General features: G+C 70.9%; 17 protein-coding genes. 12 read left to right on the top strand and 5 right to left on the bottom strand.

Features of this window, described 5'->3' with window-relative positions:
* Positions 1 to 82: 82 nt before the first annotated feature.
* The 9 genes from ASE76_RS16845 to hemP all read left to right on the top strand — a co-directional run bounded on the left by ASE76_RS16845 (position 83) and on the right by hemP (position 10440).
* Positions 83 to 3511 carry a DUF2126 domain-containing protein gene (locus ASE76_RS16845; RefSeq protein WP_055842165.1) on the top strand — a complete coding sequence of 1143 codons (3429 nt, stop codon included), beginning with the start codon at positions 83 to 85 and terminating at the stop codon, positions 3509 to 3511.
* Between the two features lie 157 nt (positions 3512 to 3668).
* Complete coding sequence (locus ASE76_RS16840; RefSeq protein ID WP_055842412.1) at positions 3669 to 6227, top strand: circularly permuted type 2 ATP-grasp protein; 2559 nt, start codon at positions 3669 to 3671, stop codon at positions 6225 to 6227.
* 21 nt (positions 6228 to 6248) lie between these two features.
* Positions 6249 to 7145 (top strand): transglutaminase family protein, encoded by an 897-nt coding sequence (locus ASE76_RS16835; protein ID WP_055842162.1) that lies wholly within the window; start codon positions 6249 to 6251, stop codon positions 7143 to 7145.
* Between the two features lie 99 nt (positions 7146 to 7244).
* Positions 7245 to 7700 (top strand): RidA family protein, encoded by a 456-nt coding sequence (locus tag ASE76_RS16830; protein ID WP_055842160.1) that lies wholly within the window; start codon positions 7245 to 7247, stop codon positions 7698 to 7700.
* Positions 7701 to 7873: 173 nt separating this feature from the next.
* A complete protein-coding gene (locus tag ASE76_RS16825) occupies positions 7874 to 8146 on the top strand; it encodes a bacterioferritin-associated ferredoxin (RefSeq protein WP_055842156.1) in 273 nt (90 codons plus the stop codon).
* A gap of 84 nt (positions 8147 to 8230) precedes the next feature.
* Positions 8231 to 8941 (top strand): energy transducer TonB, encoded by a 711-nt coding sequence (locus ASE76_RS16820; RefSeq protein ID WP_055842153.1) that lies wholly within the window; start codon positions 8231 to 8233, stop codon positions 8939 to 8941.
* 19 nt (positions 8942 to 8960) lie between these two features.
* Positions 8961 to 9677 carry a MotA/TolQ/ExbB proton channel family protein gene (locus ASE76_RS16815; protein ID WP_055842150.1) on the top strand — a complete coding sequence of 239 codons (717 nt, stop codon included), beginning with the start codon at positions 8961 to 8963 and terminating at the stop codon, positions 9675 to 9677.
* A gap of 2 nt (positions 9678 to 9679) precedes the next feature.
* A complete protein-coding gene (locus tag ASE76_RS16810; protein WP_055842147.1) occupies positions 9680 to 10093 on the top strand; it encodes a biopolymer transporter ExbD in 414 nt (137 codons plus the stop codon).
* A 128-nt stretch (positions 10094 to 10221) separates the two neighbouring features.
* Positions 10222 to 10440, top strand: a complete 219-nt coding sequence (gene hemP, locus ASE76_RS16805; protein ID WP_055842145.1) for a hemin uptake protein HemP — start codon at positions 10222 to 10224, stop codon at positions 10438 to 10440.
* 178 nt (positions 10441 to 10618) lie between these two features.
* On the opposite strand, the gene ASE76_RS16800 is transcribed toward hemP, so the two are convergent.
* The gene (locus tag ASE76_RS16800; protein ID WP_055842141.1) at positions 10619 to 11026 is read right to left on the bottom strand and encodes a heme-binding protein; all 408 of its coding nucleotides are present in this window, start codon (positions 11024 to 11026) and stop codon (positions 10619 to 10621) included.
* A gap of 215 nt (positions 11027 to 11241) precedes the next feature.
* Here ASE76_RS16800 and ASE76_RS16795 point away from each other — a divergent pair, with 215 nt between their 5' ends.
* Together ASE76_RS16795 and ASE76_RS16790 are read left to right on the top strand one after the other, a co-directional pair.
* Complete coding sequence (locus ASE76_RS16795; protein ID WP_055842140.1) at positions 11242 to 11940, top strand: Bax inhibitor-1/YccA family protein; 699 nt, start codon at positions 11242 to 11244, stop codon at positions 11938 to 11940.
* A gap of 264 nt (positions 11941 to 12204) precedes the next feature.
* Positions 12205 to 12594: a hypothetical protein gene (locus ASE76_RS16790; protein ID WP_055842137.1), complete on the top strand. Its 390-nt coding sequence runs from the start codon at positions 12205 to 12207 to the stop codon at positions 12592 to 12594.
* Between the two features lie 83 nt (positions 12595 to 12677).
* Here the strand turns inward: ASE76_RS16790 and rlmD are convergent, their stop codons facing one another.
* The 4 genes from rlmD to surE all read right to left on the bottom strand — a co-directional run bounded on the left by rlmD (position 12678) and on the right by surE (position 17045).
* Positions 12678 to 14132, bottom strand: a complete 1455-nt coding sequence (gene rlmD, locus ASE76_RS16785; RefSeq protein WP_055842408.1) for a 23S rRNA (uracil(1939)-C(5))-methyltransferase RlmD — start codon at positions 14130 to 14132, stop codon at positions 12678 to 12680.
* Between the two features lie 350 nt (positions 14133 to 14482).
* Positions 14483 to 15382, bottom strand: coding sequence for a peptidoglycan DD-metalloendopeptidase family protein (locus tag ASE76_RS16780; protein WP_055842134.1), 900 nt, complete (start codon positions 15380 to 15382; stop codon positions 14483 to 14485).
* 12 nt (positions 15383 to 15394) lie between these two features.
* Positions 15395 to 16180: a protein-L-isoaspartate(D-aspartate) O-methyltransferase gene (locus ASE76_RS16775; RefSeq protein ID WP_369793414.1), complete on the bottom strand. Its 786-nt coding sequence runs from the start codon at positions 16178 to 16180 to the stop codon at positions 15395 to 15397.
* A gap of 49 nt (positions 16181 to 16229) precedes the next feature.
* Positions 16230 to 17045 (bottom strand): 5'/3'-nucleotidase SurE, encoded by an 816-nt coding sequence (surE, locus tag ASE76_RS16770; RefSeq protein WP_055842128.1) that lies wholly within the window; start codon positions 17043 to 17045, stop codon positions 16230 to 16232.
* A gap of 164 nt (positions 17046 to 17209) precedes the next feature.
* Between surE and ASE76_RS16765 the strand changes: the two genes are divergently transcribed.
* Positions 17210 to 18196, top strand: coding sequence for an NADPH:quinone oxidoreductase family protein (locus ASE76_RS16765; RefSeq protein ID WP_055842125.1), 987 nt, complete (start codon positions 17210 to 17212; stop codon positions 18194 to 18196).
* Positions 18197 to 18208 lie beyond the last annotated feature (12 nt).

Here is an 18208-nt window from a genome sequence, read left to right as displayed (position 1 = left end):
GACGGGCTTGTCTCTTGCTAGTATGGTCTGCCCGTTGTCCGCCAGGCCTCGTCCGACCCCGCCCGTCCCCGAAAGCTCCCGCATGTCCATCCACGCCGCCCTGCACCACGTCACGCACTACCGCTACGACCGCCCGATCCTGCTCGGGCCGCAGGTGGTGCGGCTGCGGCCGGCGCCCCACTGCCGCAGCAACGTCATCTCGTATTCGCTGCGGGTGGAGCCGGCCCACCATTTCGAGAACTGGCAGCAGGACCCGTTCGCAAACTACCTGGCCCGCCTGGTGGTGCCCGACCGCACCACCGAGTTCAAGGTGACCGTCGACCTCGTCGTCGAGATGGCGGTCTACAACCCGTTCGACTTCTTCCTGGAGCCCGAGGCCGAAGAGTTTCCGTTCGCCTACCGGCCGCAGCAGTTGCAGGAGCTGGCGCCCTACCTGGCGGTGGAAGCGCCCGAGCCGTTGCTGGCCGCCTACCTGCAGAAGGTCGACCGCACCGCCCGGCCGACGATCAACTTCCTCGTCGGCCTGAACCAGCAGGTGCAGGGCGACGTGCGCTACCTGATCCGGATGGAGCCCGGCGTGCAGACGCCCGAGGAAACGCTGGCCCTGGCCTGCGGCTCCTGCCGCGACTCAACCTGGCTGCTGGTCAACCTGCTGCGCCACTGCGGGCTGGCGGCGCGCTTCGTCTCCGGCTACCTGATCCAGCTGGCGCCCGACGTGAAGGCGCTCGACGGCCCGAGCGGCACCGAGGTCGATTTCACCGACCTGCACGCCTGGTGCGAGGTGTACCTGCCCGGCGCCGGCTGGATCGGGCTCGACCCGACCTCCGGCCTGCTGGCGGGCGAAGGCCACATCCCGCTGGCCGCCACGCCCACGCCGAACAGCGCCGCGCCGATCGAAGGCACGCTGATGGAGCGGGCCGAGGTCGCGTTCAGCCACGAGATGCGGGTCACCCGCATCCACGAATCGCCCCGCGTCACCCATCCCTACACCGACAGCCAGTGGCAGAAGGTGCTCTCCCTCGGCGCCGCGGTCGATGCCGAGCTGGTGGCCGGCGACGTGCGCCTGACGATGGGCGGCGAGCCGACCTTCGTCGCCACCGAGAACCGCGACGCCGCCGAGTGGAACACCGCGGCCCTCGGCCCCACCAAGCGCGGCTGCGCGGTGGCGCTGGTCGACCGGCTGCGCGCCGAGTACGCGCCCCAGGGCTTCCTGCACGTGGGCCAGGGCAAGTGGTACCCCGGCGAGCAGCTGCCGCGCTGGGCGATGGGCATCTACTGGCGCACCGACGGCAAGCCCGTCTGGGACAACCAGGCCCTGCTGGCCGACGAGCGCTCGCCCACCCACTACACCACCGCCGACGCCGAGCGCTTCGTCCGCCGGCTGGCCGCCGAACTGGGCGTGGCCGACAGTTTCGTCGAGCCGGGCTACGAGGACGCGCTCTACTACCTCTGGCGCGAGCGCAAGCTGCCGGTCAACGTCGACGTGTTCGACTCGAAGCTGGGCGATGTGCAGGAGCGGGCCCGGCTGCGCCGCAGCTTCGACCGCGGCCTGGACGCGGTCACCGGCTACCTGCTGCCGCTGCAGGCCGCGCCGCGCGCCGATTCGCCGCTGCCCGAGGCCGGCACGCCGCCGGCACCCTCCTCGCTCGACACCGCCTGGGCCACCGGCCCCTGGTTCCTGCGCGACGACCGGCTGCACCTGATCCCGGGCGATTCGCCGATGGGCTACCGCCTGCCGCTCGATTCGCTGCCGTGGATGCGCGACGAGGACATCCCCTACCTGATCGAGCTGGACCCGACCGCGCCGCGCACCCCGCTGGCCGACAAGCCGCGGAAGATACCGCTGGCCGCGCTCGCCGCGCCGGTGGCGATCGCCGCGAAGCCCGAGCGCTTCGACGCCGCCAAGTGGAACAGCCGCACCGCCCTGTGCGTCGAGGTGCGCGACCCGGCACTGGCCAACGGCCCCGAGGCCGAGATCGAGGCGCTCAGGAAGGCTGCCGCCGAGGGCCGCAAGACCGGCCTGCTGTACGTCTTCATGCCGCCGACCGCCTACCTGGAAGACTACCTGTCGCTGGTGGCCGCGGTCGAGCGCACCGCCCAGGGCCTGGGCGTGCAGGTGGTGCTGGAAGGCTATCCGCCGCCGCGCGATCCGCGCCTGCAGCTGCTGCAGGTCACCCCCGATCCGGGCGTGATCGAGGTCAACGTCCAGCCCGCCCGCAACTGGGACGAGCTGGTGCACAGCACCGAGTTCCTGTACGAGGCCGCATTCCAGTCGCGGCTGTCGGCCGAGAAGTTCATGACCGACGGCCGCCACACCGGCACCGGCGGCGGCAACCACTTCGTGATGGGCGGCGCCACGCCCAACGACAGCCCGTTCCTGCGCAAGCCCGAGCTGCTGGCCAGCCTGGTGCACTACTGGCACAACCACCCGTCGCTCAGCTATGTGTTCAGCGGCATGTTCATCGGACCGACCAGCCAGGCGCCCCGGGTGGACGAGGCCCGCAACGACCAGGTCTACGAGCTGGAGATCGCGCTGCAGCAGATCGCCAGGGCCCGCGCGGAGCACGGCGAGTCGATGCCGCCGTGGATGGTGGACCGCACCCTGCGCAACATCCTGATCGACATCACCGGCAACACCCACCGGGCCGAGTTCTGCATCGACAAGCTGTACTCGCCCGACTCCTCCACCGGCCGCCTGGGCCTCTTGGAGCTGCGCGCCTTCGAGATGCCGCCGCACCCCCGGATGAGCATCGTGCAGCAGCTGCTGCTGCGCGCCCTGGTCGCCCGCTTCTGGAAGAAGCCGTACAAGGCGCCGGTCGCCCGCTGGGGCACCACGCTGCACGACCGCTTCATGCTGCCGCGCTACCTGCAGGAAGACTTCGAGGACGTGATCGGCGAGATGGTCGAGGCCGGCTACGCGTTCGACGCCGGCTGGTTCGCGCCGCACTTCGAGTTCCGCTTCCCCCGCGTCGGCAGCGTGCAGGCGATGGGTGTCGAGCTGTCCCTGCGCGCCGCGCTGGAGCCGTGGCACGTCATGGGCGAGGAGACCGCCGGGGGCGGCACGGTGCGCTTCGTCGATTCTTCGATCGAGCGGCTGGAGGTGAAGGTCAACGGCGTCGATGCCGCGCGCCATGCGGTCACCGTCAACGGCCGGCCGCTGCCGCTGCACTCCACCGGCGTCGAGGGCGAGTTCGTCGCCGGCGTGCGCTTCAAGGCATGGAACCCGTACTCGGCCCTGCACCCGACCATCGGCGTGCATGCGCCGCTGACCTTCGACATCGTCGACACCTGGAGCGGCCGCGCCCTGGGCGGCTGCCGCTACCACGTGGCGCACCCCGGCGGCCGCAACTACACCAGCCTGCCGGTCAACGCGTACGAGGCCGAGAGCCGGCGCCTGGCGCGCTTCTTCCAGACCGGGCACACGCCCGGCGAGATCGAACTGCCCGAGACGCCGATCAGCGGCACCGCCGCCAGCCGCGAGTTCCCGCACACGCTGGACCTGCGCCGCTGAGGCCCCGCCGGGGCGCCGCCGTCCGGCCCGCGGGTACGGCCGGCAGCCCGCGGCAGCCTTTCGTCGTCAATTACCTACGGGTTGTGCATCCTGCAGTGGGACAATCCGCGGCTCCGTGAACGATCCCCGCCCCGCCCTCTTCCCCGACCCCGCCGACATGTCCGACGCGTCGCTCGACCGCATGGCCGAGCTGCTCGCCGCGCCGGCGGCCGCCGGCCATTTCGACGAGCTGCGCGGCAAGGTGGGCGCGGGCGAAGGCCTGGCGCCGCACTGGCAGCAGTTCTTCGCGCGCCTGGGCCCCGGCGGCTTCCACGACCTGCAGCGGCGCATGGCCAGCCTGCGCCGCCAGCTGCACGACAACGGCGTCACCTACAACGTCTACGCCGACACCGACGCCGGCCTGCAGCGGCCCTGGGCGCTCGACCTGTTTCCGCTGGTGCTGCCGCCGGCCGCCTGGCAGCAGATCGAGACCGGGGTGCTCCAGCGGGTGCGGGTGCTCGACCGGGTGCTGGCCGACGTCTACGGCCCGCAGAAGCTGCTGGCCAGCGGCCTGCTGCCGGCCGCGCTGGTGCACGGCCACCCCGGCTACCTGCGGGAGATGCACGGCACCGTGCCGGTGGGCGGCACCTTCCTGCACATCGCAGCCTTCGACCTGGCCCGCGGGCCCGACGGCCACTGGTGGGTGGTCTCGCAGCGCACCCAGGCGCCCTCCGGCCTGGGCTACCTGCTGGAGAACCGGCTGGCCATCTCGCGGCAGTTTCCGGAGGCCTTCGAGGCGCTGCAGGTGCAGCGGCTGGCCGCGACCTACGGTGCCTTGGTCGAGGGCTTGAAGAAAATGAGCCCGGCCGGCCCCGACGCGCTGATCGCGCTGCTGACGCCCGGCCCCTACAACGAAACCTATTTCGAGCACGCCTACCTGGCCCGCTACCTGGGCCTCACCCTGGTCGAGGGCAGCGACCTGACGGTGCGCGACGAATGCGTCTACCTGAAGACGCTGCAGGGCCTGAAGCGGGTGCACGGCCTGCTGAAGCGGCTGGACGACGAATTCCTCGACCCGCTGGAGCTGCGCTCGGACTCCACCCTGGGCGTCTCCGGCCTGCTGCAGGCGGTGCGGGCCGGCAACGTGCTGGTCGCCAACGCGCCCGGCTCGGCCTTCCTGGAATCGCCCGCGCTGCTGGGCTTCCTGCCGGCGCTGGCGCGCCACCTGCTGGGCGAGGAGCTCGCGCTGCCGGCCCTGCCCACCTGGTGGTGCGGCGAGCGCACGGCGATGGAATACGTGCTGCCGCAGATGGCCGACTGCGTGATCAAGCCCACCTACGCAGGCTCGACCTACCACGAGGGCTTCGACGCGGTGCTGGGCGACACGCTGTCGCAGCGCGGCCGCGACGAATGGACCGGCCGCATCCTGCGCCGCGGCGAGGAGCACACGCTGCAGTCGCAGCTGCCCCTCTCGCAGATGCCCACCTGGCGGCAGGACCCGCTGTCGGATCTGGGCCGGATCGCGCCCAGCTCGGTGATGCTGCGGGTGTTCGCGGTGACCGACGGCCCGGGCAGCTGGCGGGTGCTGCCCGGCGGCATGGCCCGGGTGGCCGGCCCGGGCGCGGCCACCGGCATCGCCTCGATGCAGCGCGGCGGCAGCAGTGCCGACGTCTGGGTGCTGACCCCCGGCGCGGTCGACCCCACGACGCTGCTGCAGCCCAAGCTGTCGGCGGCGGCGGTGGCCCAGCGGCGGCGCATGGTCACCAGCCGTGCGGCCGAGGGCCTGTTCTGGCTGGGCCGCTACACCGAGCGGGCGGAGAACACGGTGCGCCTGGCGCGGCTGGCGCTGCAGTCGCTCAACGGCGACGACCAGTCCTCGGTGCCGCTGCTGTCGTGGATCTCGGCCGTGTCCGAGGACAACGGCCTGGTGCTGCCCACGGTGCCCGCCGCCACCCAGGCGCGCCGCGTCTTCGAACGGGCCCTGATCGACGGCCTGGGCCGGCCCGAGCGCGGCAGCGTCGGCTTCAACCTGCGCGCCCTGCGGCTGGCCGCGGCCGGCGTGCGCGAGCGGCTCTCGCAGGAGCACTGGGCGACCATCGTGCGGGCCGAAGAAGAATTCCTGCGCCGCAGCGCCGAGTTCGCGGCTGAGGACAAATACCAGACCTCCGACGCGCTGCGGCTGCTGGAATCGGCCAGCAGCCACCTGGCCGCGATCACCGGCGGCCAGACCGACCGGATGACCCGCGACGACGGCTGGCGCCTGCTCTCGGTCGGCCGGCACATCGAGCGGCTGGCCTTCCACGCCCAGGCGCTCGGCATGGGCTTCCAGACCGGCGCGGTGCTCGACGGCGCCGGGTTCGAGGGCGTGCTGGCCCTCTTCGACAGCACCATCACCTTCCACGCCCAGTACCAGCAGACCCGCGACGTGGCCGCCCTGCTCGACCTGCTGGTGACCGACCGCGACAACCCCCGCTCGCTCGGCTGGGTGGCGCAGACGCTGCGCGGCCGGCTGGCCAAGCTGGCCGGCAGCCGGCCGGGCGAGCTGTCGTTCGCGATCCCCGATCCGGCCGAGTGGAGCCTGGCCGACCTGTGCCCGGTGGCCTACGAAGGCGCGATGCCCGCATCGCTCGACACGCTCCTGCGCAACTGCACCGAGGCTTCCTTCGCCCTGTCGGACGCGATCGGCGCGCTGTACTTCACCCATTCCACCAACACCCGGACCAGCTTCGGCGTCTGAGACGGACCGCCCGCCCACGCGATGAAACTCCACGTCGTCCACGACACGCACTACGAGTACACGCCCGCCGTCGAGACGGCCCAGCACATCGTGCACCTGAAGCCGCGCGACACGCCGTCGCAGCGCCTGCTGCAGCACGAGCTGGTGGTCACGCCGGTGGAAGCCCGCCGCGGCGAGCGGATCGACGTCTACGGCAACACCCGCACCTTCTTCGCGCTGCAGTCGGCGCACGAAGAGCTTCGGGTGGTGGCCGACAGCATGGTGCTCACCGCCGTGCCCGCGCCCGCCCCGCTCGGCCCCGGCGCCAGCCCGGCCTGGGAGGCGGTGCGCGAGCAGTTCAGGTTCCGGGCCGGAGGGCGGTGGGACGCGGCGACCGAGTTCGTCTTCGCTTCCGAGTACGTACCGCGGCACGACGACTTCGTCGCCTATGCGCGGCCCAGCTGCCCGCCGGGCCGCACGGTGCTGGATGCGGCGCACGACCTGATGCGCCGCATCCACGCCGAATTCCGCTACGAGAGCGACGCCACCGAGGTCGACACGCCGGCGCTGCAGGCGCTCGCCCTGCGCCGCGGCGTCTGCCAGGACTTCGCCCACATCATGATCGCCTGCATGCGGTCGATGGGCATCCCGGCCCGCTACGTGAGCGGCTACCTGCTCACCACCCCGCCGCCGGGCCAGCGCCGGCTGGTGGGCAGCGACGCATCCCACGCCTGGGTCGAGGTCTATGCGCCGGCGCTGGGCGGCGGGCCCGGCGCCTGGTACGGTTTCGACCCCACGAACGACCGGGCGCCGGGCGAGGACTACATCGTGCTGGCCATCGGCCGCGATTTCGGCGACGTGTCGCCGATGCGCGGCCTGCTGTTCGGCGGCGGCGACCACACGCTGGAGGTCGGCGTCACGGTGGAGCCGGTCGCCTGACCGCCAGCCTCCGCACCGCTCGTGCCGCTACGCAATTTATAGCACATGGCCGGCGCCCGGCGTCGGCTGCAGCCCCGTTTCATTCAAAAAGGAGTATCCATGAGCGTTTACGACACCCTGCGCGAACTCGACATCACCCTGCCGCCGGTGGCGGTGCCGGCCGCGGCCTACGTGCCCTTCGTGCGCACCGGCAACCTGGTCTTCCTGTCGGGCCACATCGCCCGCAAGGACGGCAAGCCGTGGGTCGGCCAACTGGGTGCCGACCTGGCCACCGCCGACGGCAACGCCGCCGCCCGCGCGATCGCGGTCGACCTGCTCGGCACGCTGCAGGCCGCCATCGGCGACCTCGACCAGATCACCCGCGTCGTGAAGCTGCTGTGCCTCGTCAACTCGGTGCCCACCTACACCGAGCAGCACCTGGTGGCCAACGGTGCCAGCGAGCTGTTCGCGAAGGTGTTCGGCGACAAGGGCGCTCACGCCCGCAGCGCCTTCGGCGTGTCGCAGATCCCGATGGGCGCCTGCGTCGAGATCGAGCTGATCGCCGAAGTCCGCTGACCTTCGCTCCGCGGTGCGCCTGCCCGGCGCACCGTTGCGTGGCCGGCCCGCGCCCGCCGGATACGCCTGCCGACCGTCTAAAACCCCACGGTCGCGCAAAGTTTTAAGAAATGCGACGAATTCGCATTTATACTCGGGCGATTCTTCCACAGCATGCCGCCCTGCCTGTTGCCATGATCGTCTGCGTTTGTCACCGTGTCTCCGACCGTGAAATTGCCCGTTCTGTGCGCGCGGGCCTCGATTTCGACGGAATCCAGTTCGAGCTGGGCGTTGCCACCCAGTGCGGCCAGTGCGAAGGGTGTGCCCGCGATATCGTCGCGCAGTGCAGCGCCTCCCACAAGATCGCGGCCGTGCACCGTGACACGCCCGCCCAGGTGATCCAGATCGCGCAGGCGATCCAGGACAACAAGGCCTGGAAGGGCTCGCGCGCGCTGGTCGCCGCTTGACACCGCCCGCGCCGGCCCGGTACCCGATTTTCAGCCCGTAGAAACTTCTGCGCGTCTCCGTCCCGGCGGGTACGCGCCCGCTCCATGACCGCAAGCCGACGTTACGCCAACCCACCCCGCATCAGCCGCAATGTCGTCATCGCCGGCGGCGTGCTGGCCTTCCACGCGGCCGTGCTCTGGGCGATCCAGTCGGGCCTGGTCCAGCGGGTGGTGGACGTGGTGACGCCGGTCGTCATGATCAGCGAGATCATCACGCCGCCCGAGCCCAAGGCGCCTCCTCCCCCACCTTCGCCACCGCCGCCCGCTCCCAAGCCGCCGGCCCCGGCGCCCAAGCCCAAGGCCCCCACCCCGCCGCCGGCCCCGCGCCCGGTCGCGATCCCCGATCCGACGCCCGCACCGTCCGCCCCCGTCGGCGTGACCGCGCCGCAACCGCCGGCACCGCCGGTGGCCGCACCCGTCGCCGCGCCCGAAGCCCCGCCGCCGGCACCGCCCGCGCCGCCGGCCCCTGCCAAGATCGAGCTGCCCTCTACCGACGCCGACTATCTCGACAGCACCCGCCTCAACTACCCGCCGATCAGCCGGCGCCTGGGCGAGCAGGGCAAGGTGCTGGTGCGCGTGACCATCGGCCCCGACGGCAGCGCCCAGCGTGCCGAGATCGCCAAGTCGAGCGGCTTCGAGCGGCTCGACAAGGCCGCCCTGGAATACGTGCTCAAGCGCCGCTACGTGCCCGGCAAGGTCAACGGCGTGCCGCAGAGCATGGCCTACACCGCGCCCGTCAATTTCATCCTCGAATAATTTTCTGGAGTATCTGCATATGGATTCGCAATTCGGCCTTTCGCACGTCTGGAGCCAGGGCGACTTCGTCATCCGTGGCGTCGCCGTCCTGCTGCTGGTGATGTCGCTCGCCTCGTGGCTGGTGATCCTGACCAAGGCGGTGGACATCATCCGATCGAAGAAATTCGCCCGCCGAGCCGACGCCTTCTGGCACAGCGAGGACTTCGCCACCGGCCTGGCCAAGCTGGGCGAGAACGACGACAACCCGTTCCGCAACCTGGCGCTCGACGGCCGCGAGGCCGCCGCCCACCACCGCAACACCAAGGCCCACCTGCACGACAGCCTGGACGCGAGCGACTGGATCACCCGCTCGCTGCGCAACGGCATCGACGAGACCACCGCTCGCCTGCAGTCGGGCCTGGCGATCCTGGCCTCGGTCGGCTCCACCGCGCCCTTCATCGGGCTCTTCGGCACCGTCTGGGGCATCTACCACGCGCTGATGAGCATCGGCACCGCCGGCCAGGCGACGATCGACAAGGTGGCCGGCCCGATCGGCGAGGCGCTGATCATGACCGCGCTCGGCCTGGCCGTCGCCATTCCCGCGGTGCTGGGCTACAACGCCCTGGTGCGCGGCAACAAGTCGGTGCTCAACAAGCTCAACAGCTTCGCCCACGACCTGCACGCCTACTTCGTGACCGGTGCCCGCATCAGCGTCGGCACGCCGGCCACCGTGTTGCCGCTCAAGAAGGGCGGCTGAGCATGGCCTTCGGTACCCAGGACGAATCCGACGAGGTGATGAACGAGATCAACATGACGCCGCTGGTCGACGTCATGCTGGTCCTGCTCATCGTCTTCATCATCACCGTGCCGGTGATGAAGAACGCGGTCAACATCGAACTGCCCCGCGCCAGCAGCCAGGCCGAGGACATCAAGCCCGAGACGATCCGCCTGAGCGTGGACGCGAGCGGAGCCTTCTTCTGGAACGAGAGCCGGATCGAGGAAGCCGACCTGGAGCCACGGCTCCAGGCCGCCGCCGCCAAGGAGCCGCAGCCCGAGCTGCACATCCGCGGCGACAAGGACGTGCGCTACGAGCGCGTCGCCATCGCGATGGCCGCCGCCCGCCAGGCCGGGGTGAAGAAAATCGGCTTCATCACCGAGCCGAAGACGAACTGACGGGGTGCGGCCGCCGGGCCTCCGGTGGCCTTGCACAATCTGTCGCGATAAAAATAATTCTCATTGGGTGTTGCGTCAATCCTGAGAATAGTTATCATTAATCCATCGCGACACATTCCTGACCGCCCATGTACGCCACGCTTTCCGCCTCCTCCGCCGCCGTCCTCTCGCACCCTGGCCTGCGCAGCCTGCCGGCGGACGACACGACTGTGCAGGGCTTGGACCACCGCACCACGGTGGAGAGCGAAGACCTGCTGCGTGGCGGCAAGTCGGTCGAGATCAGCCACAACGGCTCCATCTACCGCCTGCAGGCCACCCGCCTGGGCAAGCTGATCCTGACGAAATAGGTTTCATCGTGGGGCGACTCCAGGACTGGCCTCCGGTCCTCCAGGGTCGTTTTTGCCAGCCAACGGGTCCGCCCGTCCAGCCACGCATTTTTTTCCCCACCTCCAACGACGAACGCCGACCATCTGGTCGGCGTTTTGCCTGGTGCTGCGGCCGCGGGGCCGTGGCGGCCCCGGCGCTTCAGAGACCGATGGCCGCGATGCCGGCGCGGCCGATCTGCACGTCCTCGGACGACTTCACGCCGCTCACGCCGATGGCGCCGATGCAGTGGCCGTCCTTCATGATCGGCACGCCGCCTTCGAGCAGGCCTTCGAGGCCGGGCGCCGACAGGAAGGAGAAGCGGCCGCCGTTGATCATGTCCTCGTAGCTCTTGCTCTCGCGGCGGCCGGTGGCGGCGGTCCGGGCCTTGGCCGGGGCGATCTGCGCCGAGATGGGCGCGGCGTCGTCCAGGCGCTGGAGCCACAGCAGGTGGCCGCCGTCGTCGACGATGGCGATCGTCACCGCCCACTTGTTCTTGAGCGCCTCGGCTTCGGCCGCGGCGGCGATGGTCTTCAGGTCGGCGAGTTCGAGGGTGGCTTTGGTCTGCATGGTGCTCCGCAATGGGTGGGTGTGTGGCGAATGGAGCGACGAGCATAACGGCTGCGCCGCGCGCGGAAGCCCCATGCCGGTCACAACAGACCTGACGCCAGCGGGCAGGTCCGCGACAGGGTCTTGCCGCCGGTCCGCGGCACCGGCCCCTAGAATCTCGGTGCCCGGACAGCGGGCGACCCGTCTGCATCCCACAGACCCTCCAGGAGCCCGCCATGACCTCCCCCCTGCACACTGCCGGCCCCGCCGGCTACGGCATCGACGTCGCCCGGGCGCAGCGCCACCGGGTGCTGCGCAACACCTACTGGCTGCTGGCGCTGAGCCTGCTGCCCACCGTGCTGGGCGCCTGGATCGGCGTGCAGACCGGCATCACCCAGGCCCTGCGCGGCGGGCTCGGCCTGATGGTGTTCATGGGCGGTGCCTTCGCCTTCATCTTCGCGATCGAGAAGACCAAGAACTCGGCCGCGGGCGTGCCGGTGCTGCTGGGCTTCACCTTCTTCATGGGCCTGATGCTGTCGCGGCTGATCGCAGCGGTGCTGGGCTTCAAGAACGGCCCCGAGCTGGTGATGACCGCCTTCGGCGGCACGGCCGGCGTGTTCCTGGTGATGGCGAGCCTGGCGACGGTGATCAAGCGCGACCTGTCGGGGCTGGGCAAGTGGCTCTTCGTCGGCGCGCTGGTGCTGATGGTGGGGGCGGTGGTCAACGTGTTCGTCGGCTCCACCGCCGGCATGCTGGCGATCTCGGTGGCCGCCATCGGCATCTTCAGCGCCTACATGCTCTACGACCTGAAGCAGATCCTGGACGGCGGCGAGACCAACTACATCAGCGCGACCCTGGCGCTGTACCTCGACCTGTTCAACGTGTTCCAGAGCCTGCTGGCGCTGCTGGGCATCATGGGTGGCGAAAGGGAGTAGGGCACTCCCCCAGGCTTGCGCACTGCGTGTCGCAGCGCCTACCCCCTCGCCGGGGGCGACACCGGTGGGCCGGCGGAGCCGGACCCACGGTGTCCCGTGTATCGGGCAGTGCCCATGGAGATGGCGGTGCCAGCGCAATGCAGCGCGGCGACTGATCCGGGTATCGCGCTATGTCTTTGCTAGCGTTCAGCGTTCTCGGCTTCAGGAACGCCGGGCACTGCCGATAACCTATCAAGCCGACCCGCCCGCAACACCTCCGCCACCATGACCTACCCACCCCGACTGTTCCTGCGCCTGAGCTGCGTCGCCGCGGTGGCCCTGCTGGCCGGTTGCGATATCCCGGGGATGGGGCCCGATCCCAAGATCGCGCAGCGCGAAGCCGATGCCCGCGCGGTGGGCGGTGCCTGCCGGCATGCGCTGCGGGGGATCGAGGACTGCTATTCGCTCAACCCCAAGGCGCCCAAGGCGCCGGTGTTCGCGGGCTGGAAGGACATGGACCAGTACATGCGCGAGAACAAGATCGAAGGCCGCGCATCGGTGATCGGCCAGGCGCCGGCCGCGGCGGTCGACGAGGCGGGGATCGACAAGGCGACCGAGAAGGTCATGGCGGCACCGCCGCCGGCCCGCAACCGGGGCACCGGCCGCTCGCTCTAACGCCTGGGTTCCCGCGTGCCGGCCGGACGGGCGGCAGCGCAGGCGCAGGCATCCGCCGGCCCGCCGTCGCGGCCCTACCTCCTTCAGTCCGCCACGACCCGGTCGAACACCGCCATGCTCTCGACGTGCGCGGTGTGCGGGAACATGTTGACCGCGCCCGCCGCGCTGCAGCGGTAGCCGCCGTGGTTCACCAGCAGGCCGGCGTCGCGGGCCAGGGTGGCCGGGTTGCAGCTGACGTAGACGATGCGCCGGGGCGGGCGCCAGGCGGCCACGGCCGCCGCGTCGGGCAGGTCGAGGGCGGCCGCTGCGGCGGCGTCTCCCCCTTCGGCCGCGGCCATCACCGGCAGGCCCTGGCGCAGGCGGTGCAGGTCCACCACCGCCTTGGCCAGCGCGAAGGCGCCCTCGCGCGGCGGATCGACCAGCCACTTCTCGGCAATGCCGTCCTGCAGCAGCAGGCCGGGCGTCATGTCGAACAGGTTGCGCGCTACGAAATCCGTAGCGCATAGTCGGCCCGCAGCGCCGGCCGGACGCTGGTTCTTCTCGTAGTTTTCGCGCGAGCGGGCCACCAGGGCTTCGCTGCCCTCGATGCCGCGCACCTCGCGGGCCTGGGTGGCCAACGGCAGGGTGAAATTGCCCAGGCCGCAGAACCAGTCGATCACCCGCTCGTCGCGCTGCACGTCCAGCAGCCGCAGCGCCCGTCGCACCAGCACCCGGTTGATGTGCGGGTTGACCTGGGTGAAGTCGGTCGGCCGGAACGGCATGACGATGCCGTAGTCCGGCAGGGCGTAGTCGAGCGCCGGGCCGCCCTCGTCCAGTAGCTTGACCGTGTCGGGGCCCTTGGACTGCAACCACCACTGCACGCCGTGCTGGTCGGCGAAGGCACGCAGCCGCCCCAGGTCGGCCTCCGACAGCGGCGCCAGGTGGCGCAGGACCATCGCGGTGACCGCGTCGCCGCAGGCCAGTTCGATCTGCGGCAGGGTGTCGCGGGCGTCCATGCCGCCGATCAGCGCGCGCAGCGGCATCAGCATCGCGCTCACATGCGGCGGCAGTACCGGGCAGACCTGCATGTCGGCCAGATAGCGGCTCTTGCGCTCGTGGAAGCCGATCAGCACCGTGCCTTTCTTGGCCACGTAGCGCACCGACAGCCGCGCGCGGTAGCGGTAGCCCCAGGCAGGGCCCTCGATCGGCCGCAGGATGGTCTCCGACTTCAGCTTGCCCAGGTGCCAGAGGTTGTCCTCCAGCACCCGCTGCTTGACCGCCACCTGCGCCATCGGGTGCAGGTGCTGCATCTTGCAGCCACCGCAGGCACCGGGATGCAACCCGAAGTGCGGGCAGCCCGGCCGCACCCGCTGCGACGACTCGCGGTGGATGTCGGTCAGCGTGGCCTGCTCCCAGTTGTTCTTGCGCTTGAAGGTGCTGGCGCTCACCCATTCGGTGGGCAGCGCACCTTCGACGAACACCACCTTGCCGTCGGCGCGGCGGGCGACGCCCTGCGCCTCCAGGTCGAGCGAATCGATTTCCAGCGCGCCGGCCGGCATGCGGGGATCGGGAATGCGGGCGGCGAGGGGCGGGGCGACGGGCGCTTCGGCCGTGGCGGTGGGGGACAGTTCGGCGGTCATGTTCTCGCGCTCGTCGGCGCTTTCAAGGCGGGGTGGCGGGCCGGGTCCGGGGCCCCGGATTGCCGGCGGCAGCATGCGGGCTCGGAACCCAATGCAGGTTCGGCACCGGCGGCGTCCACGCTGTCCGGCTGCACCGGGGCTGTTCGCCCGATGGACCGAGCCCCGATCGGCGGGTGGATGGCGGGCGGTTTCGGCGAACGGCAATCGCCTACCGGGGCGTGGCGGAGGCTCGGCAGCGCGCGGGTCGCGCCGCCGGCACCTTCAGGCGCTCAGCGTGCCGCTAGGTAGCGGGACGGATCGACCGGCTTGCCCTGGCGGCGGATCTCGAAGTGCAGCTTGACGCGGTCGGCGTCGCTGTTGCCCATCTCGGCGATCTTCTGGCCCTTGCGCACCGTCTGATCCTCCTTGACCATCAGCGACTGGTTGTGGGCGTAGGCGGTCAGGTAGGTGTTGTTGTGCTTCAGGATCACCAGGTTGCCGTAGCCGCGCAGGCCGGCACCGGCATACACCACCCGGCCGTCGGCCGCGGCCAGCACCGGGTCGCCGGCCTTGCCGCCGATGTCGTAGCCCTTGTTCTTGGCTTCGTCGAAGCTGGCCAGCAGCGTGCCGCTGGCGGGCCAGATGAAGGCGACCTCGTCCTCGCCGCTCGGGCCGGGCGGCGGCACCACCGGCGCCACCACGCCGCTCGGCGGGGTGGCCGGCTTGGCGGCGGTGACGGCCACCGGCGGCAGCGCGCCGGCGACGACCGGGTCGCCCGACGGCGTGGCCGCCACCGCAGGTGCGGCGGGCGGCGTATGGGGAACGGCGCCCGGCGAGATGCGCAGCACCTGGCCGACTTCGATCAGGTCGGGGTTGTCGAGGTTGTTGAGGCGGACGATGTCGCGCCAGTTGACGCCGTTGTCGCTGCCGATCTTGCGGATCGTGTCGCCTGGCTTGACCGTGTAGAAGCCGGGCCGGCCGGCATTCTCGATACCGGGCAGCGGCTTCGCGGCGGGCACCACCGGCGCCGGGGTGGCCGTGACGGGCGCAGTGCCGAAGGAGCCTGCGCCCAGGCCGCGGTCTTCCACCGGCGGCGCGCGCCGGGGCTGGTCGGCCGAGCAGCCTGCGAACATCGACACCGCTGCCAGCGCCGCCGCCCCGAGCCACAACCGTCCACGCAATCCCAACATGAGCAAATCCTCTTAAGCAATCCCCGATTTTAGGGGGACAAAGCGAACGTCTTCCAGAATGCTGTGTTTGAAGCCCTGCCTTTGGCGCTCGACCATCACCAGCGCCTGCCGGCCGTCGCCGGTGGCCATCGGTGCGACCAGTCGGCCGCCGACCGCGAGCTGGGCCGTCCAGGCGTCGGGCAACGCCTCGCCGCCGGCCGCCGCGATGATGCCGGCATAGGGCGCGCCTTTGGCGTAGCCGGCCATGCCGTCGCCGAAGAGCAGGTGCACATTGGCCAGGCGGAACGGCCGCAGGTTCTCGCGGGCCTTCTCGTGCAGGCCGCGCAGCCGCTCGATGCTGTAGACCTCGCGCGCCACGCAGGCCAGCACCGCGGCCTGGTAGCCGCAGCCGGTGCCGATCTCCAGCACCCGGCCCAGCCGGCCGTCCTGCACGCCCTCGGCACCCAGTAGCAGCTCGACCATCCGCGCCACCACGCCGGGCTTGGAGATGGTCTGGCCCAGGCCGATCGGCAGGCTGGTGTCTTCGTACGCCTGGGCGCCGAGCGCCGAATCGACGAAGCGGTGCCGCTCGACCGTTCCCATCGCCTCCAGCACCGCGGCCGAGCGCACGCCCTGCTCAGCCAGTATCTGCACCAGGCGGGCCCGCATCGCCGGCGAATCCTGGGCGGCACGGACGTCGGCTTCTTTTCTCGAACCGAAAAGGGCCGTAGCCGGCGCTGCAGGCCGGCCACCAGCTATGTCTTTGATAGCAAGCTGCGGGGCGCCGAGCCGGGCGGGGAAACGGGGTCGCGAAGTCACCGGGCGGCCCCGGTGCAGCGCAGGCCCGTGCCGACCGCCAGGCGGGCGCTCATGCCGGGGCGCGGACGATGCCGGCGTCGGGATCGTGGTCGGCCTGCGGCGCCAGGCCGCCGCCCAGGCGCGCGGCCGTCTCGACCCAGTAGCCCAGGTTGTCGTGGTCGGTCAGGTCGACCTTCAGCGGGGTCATGGCGACATGGCCCTGCGCGGTGGCATGGAAATCGGTGCCCTCGGCATCGTCCTTGGCCAGGCCGGCGTTGCCGATCCAGTACATCGTCTCGCCGCGCGGGCTGTCCTGGGTGATGACCCGCTCGGCCGCGTGGCGCCGCCCCAGGCGGCAGAGGCGCACCGGCTTCAACTCGGCCAGTGGCCGGTTGGGGATGTTGACGTTGAGCAGCCAGGGCGTGGCGCCCACCAGCTGCTGCGCGATCATCTCGCCGACGATCTCGCGCACCTTCTGCGCCGCGTCCTCCAGGTGGCCCCAGCCCTTGTCGACCTGGGAGAAGGCGATGGCCGGCACGCCGAAGAGAAAGCCCTCCATCGCGGCGCCCACGGTGCCCGAGTAGATGGTGTCGTCGCCCATGTTGGCGCCGTTGTTGATGCCCGAGACCACCAGGTCGGGCCGGTAGCCGAGCAGGCCGGTCAGGGCGATGTGCATGCAGTCGGCCGGCGTGCCGTTGATGTAGCGAAAGCCGTTGGGCGCGGTGTTGACGTAGAGCGGGGCGTTCAGCGTCAGCGCGTTGGACTTGGCGCTGTTGTTGTGCTCGGGGGCCACCACCTCGACCTCGGCGAGGTCCTGCAGCGCCGCATGCAGCGCGACGATGCCGGGCGCCTGGAAACCGTCGTCGTTGGAGATCAGAATTTTCATGGGGTCCGCGAAGTGCAGGCGGATTGTAGGTGGCGCGATCGGCCGCGTGCGGCGGCAAGGCCCGGTCGCCAGAGGGACAAAACCTGCGCGCCCGCGGCCCCTATGATGGCCCGCGCCCGGGGCAACCGCCCCGCCCGAACGCCCCCTTCCGGAGACATACGCCCATGCATGCCTGGCTTTGCGAAACACCCACCGGCGTCGACGCCCTCACCTGGAAAGAACTGCCCACGCCCGTCCCCGGCCCGGGCCAGGTGCTGGTGCGCATCCGCGCGGCGAGCCTCAACTTCCCCGACCTGCTGATCGTGCAGAACAAGTACCAGATGAAGCCCGAGCTGCCCTTCGTGCCGGGCTCCGAATTCGCGGGCGTCGTGCAGGCGCTGGGCGACGGCGTGACGCAGTTGCGGGTGGGCCAGAACGTGGCCTGCCTGCAGGGCACCGGCGGGTTCGGCACCCATGTGCTGGCCCAGGCCGACCAGTGCCTGCCGCTGCCGGACGGTTTTTCGCACACCGACGGTGCCGCGTTCATCATGACCTACGCCACCTCGTTTCACGCCCTGATGGACCGCGGCCAGCTGCAGGCGGGCGAGACGGTGCTGGTGCTGGGCGCCGCCGGCGGCGTGGGCACGGCCGCGATCCAGATCGCCAAGGCGGCCGGCGCGCGGGTGATCGCCGCCGCGTCGTCGGAGGAGAAATGCGCGCTCTGCCGGGCGCTGGGCGCCGACGCCACCATCGACTACGGCCGCGAGGACCTGCGCACCGCCCTGAAGACCCTCACCGACGGCCGCGGTCCCGACATCGTCTACGACCCGGTCGGCGGCGACCTGGCCGAGCCGGCCTTCCGCTCGATCGCCTGGCGCGGCTGCTACCTGGTGATCGGCTTCGCGGCCGGCGGCATCCCCGCCCTGCCCTTCAACCTGCCGCTCCTGAAGGGGGCGTCGGTGGTGGGCGTGTTCTGGGGCGGCTTCGCGCGGCACGAGCCCAAGGCCCAAGCGGAGATGATGGCCACGCTCGCCCAGTGGTATGCCCAGGGAAGGATCAAGCCGGTGATCGACCGCACCCTGCCGCTGGCCCGGCTGAAGGAGGCCTACGCCCTGATGGGCTCGCGCAGCGTCAAGGGCAAGCTGGTGATGGTGGACGATTCGGCCGACTGAGGGCCGCCGCGG

The sequence above is a fragment of the Xylophilus sp. Leaf220 genome, from assembly GCF_001421705.1.
Classification (GTDB): Bacteria; Pseudomonadota; Gammaproteobacteria; order Burkholderiales; family Burkholderiaceae_C; genus Xylophilus.
The sequence above is the reverse complement of the archived record's forward strand: the minus strand, read 5'-3'. Positions and strand labels throughout refer to the sequence as shown.

Coding starts and splice junctions, on each gene's coding strand:
- ASE76_RS16845 (WP_055842165.1), top strand. CDS start 83: ATGTCCATCCACGCCGCCCTGCACCACGTCACGCACTACCGCTACGAC.
- ASE76_RS16840 (WP_055842412.1), top strand. CDS start 3,669: ATGTCCGACGCGTCGCTCGACCGCATGGCCGAGCTGCTCGCCGCGCCG.
- ASE76_RS16835 (WP_055842162.1), top strand. CDS start 6,249: ATGAAACTCCACGTCGTCCACGACACGCACTACGAGTACACGCCCGCC.
- ASE76_RS16830 (WP_055842160.1), top strand. CDS start 7,245: ATGAGCGTTTACGACACCCTGCGCGAACTCGACATCACCCTGCCGCCG.
- ASE76_RS16825 (WP_055842156.1), top strand. CDS start 7,874: ATGATCGTCTGCGTTTGTCACCGTGTCTCCGACCGTGAAATTGCCCGT.
- ASE76_RS16820 (WP_055842153.1), top strand. CDS start 8,231: ATGACCGCAAGCCGACGTTACGCCAACCCACCCCGCATCAGCCGCAAT.
- ASE76_RS16815 (WP_055842150.1), top strand. CDS start 8,961: ATGGATTCGCAATTCGGCCTTTCGCACGTCTGGAGCCAGGGCGACTTC.
- ASE76_RS16810 (WP_055842147.1), top strand. CDS start 9,680: ATGGCCTTCGGTACCCAGGACGAATCCGACGAGGTGATGAACGAGATC.
- hemP (WP_055842145.1), top strand. CDS start 10,222: ATGTACGCCACGCTTTCCGCCTCCTCCGCCGCCGTCCTCTCGCACCCT.
- ASE76_RS16800 (WP_055842141.1), bottom strand. CDS start 11,026: ATGCAGACCAAAGCCACCCTCGAACTCGCCGACCTGAAGACCATCGCC.
- ASE76_RS16795 (WP_055842140.1), top strand. CDS start 11,242: ATGACCTCCCCCCTGCACACTGCCGGCCCCGCCGGCTACGGCATCGAC.
- ASE76_RS16790 (WP_055842137.1), top strand. CDS start 12,205: ATGACCTACCCACCCCGACTGTTCCTGCGCCTGAGCTGCGTCGCCGCG.
- rlmD (WP_055842408.1), bottom strand. CDS start 14,132: ATGCCGGCCGGCGCGCTGGAAATCGATTCGCTCGACCTGGAGGCGCAG.
- ASE76_RS16780 (WP_055842134.1), bottom strand. CDS start 15,382: ATGTTGGGATTGCGTGGACGGTTGTGGCTCGGGGCGGCGGCGCTGGCA.
- surE (WP_055842128.1), bottom strand. CDS start 17,045: ATGAAAATTCTGATCTCCAACGACGACGGTTTCCAGGCGCCCGGCATC.
- ASE76_RS16765 (WP_055842125.1), top strand. CDS start 17,210: ATGCATGCCTGGCTTTGCGAAACACCCACCGGCGTCGACGCCCTCACC.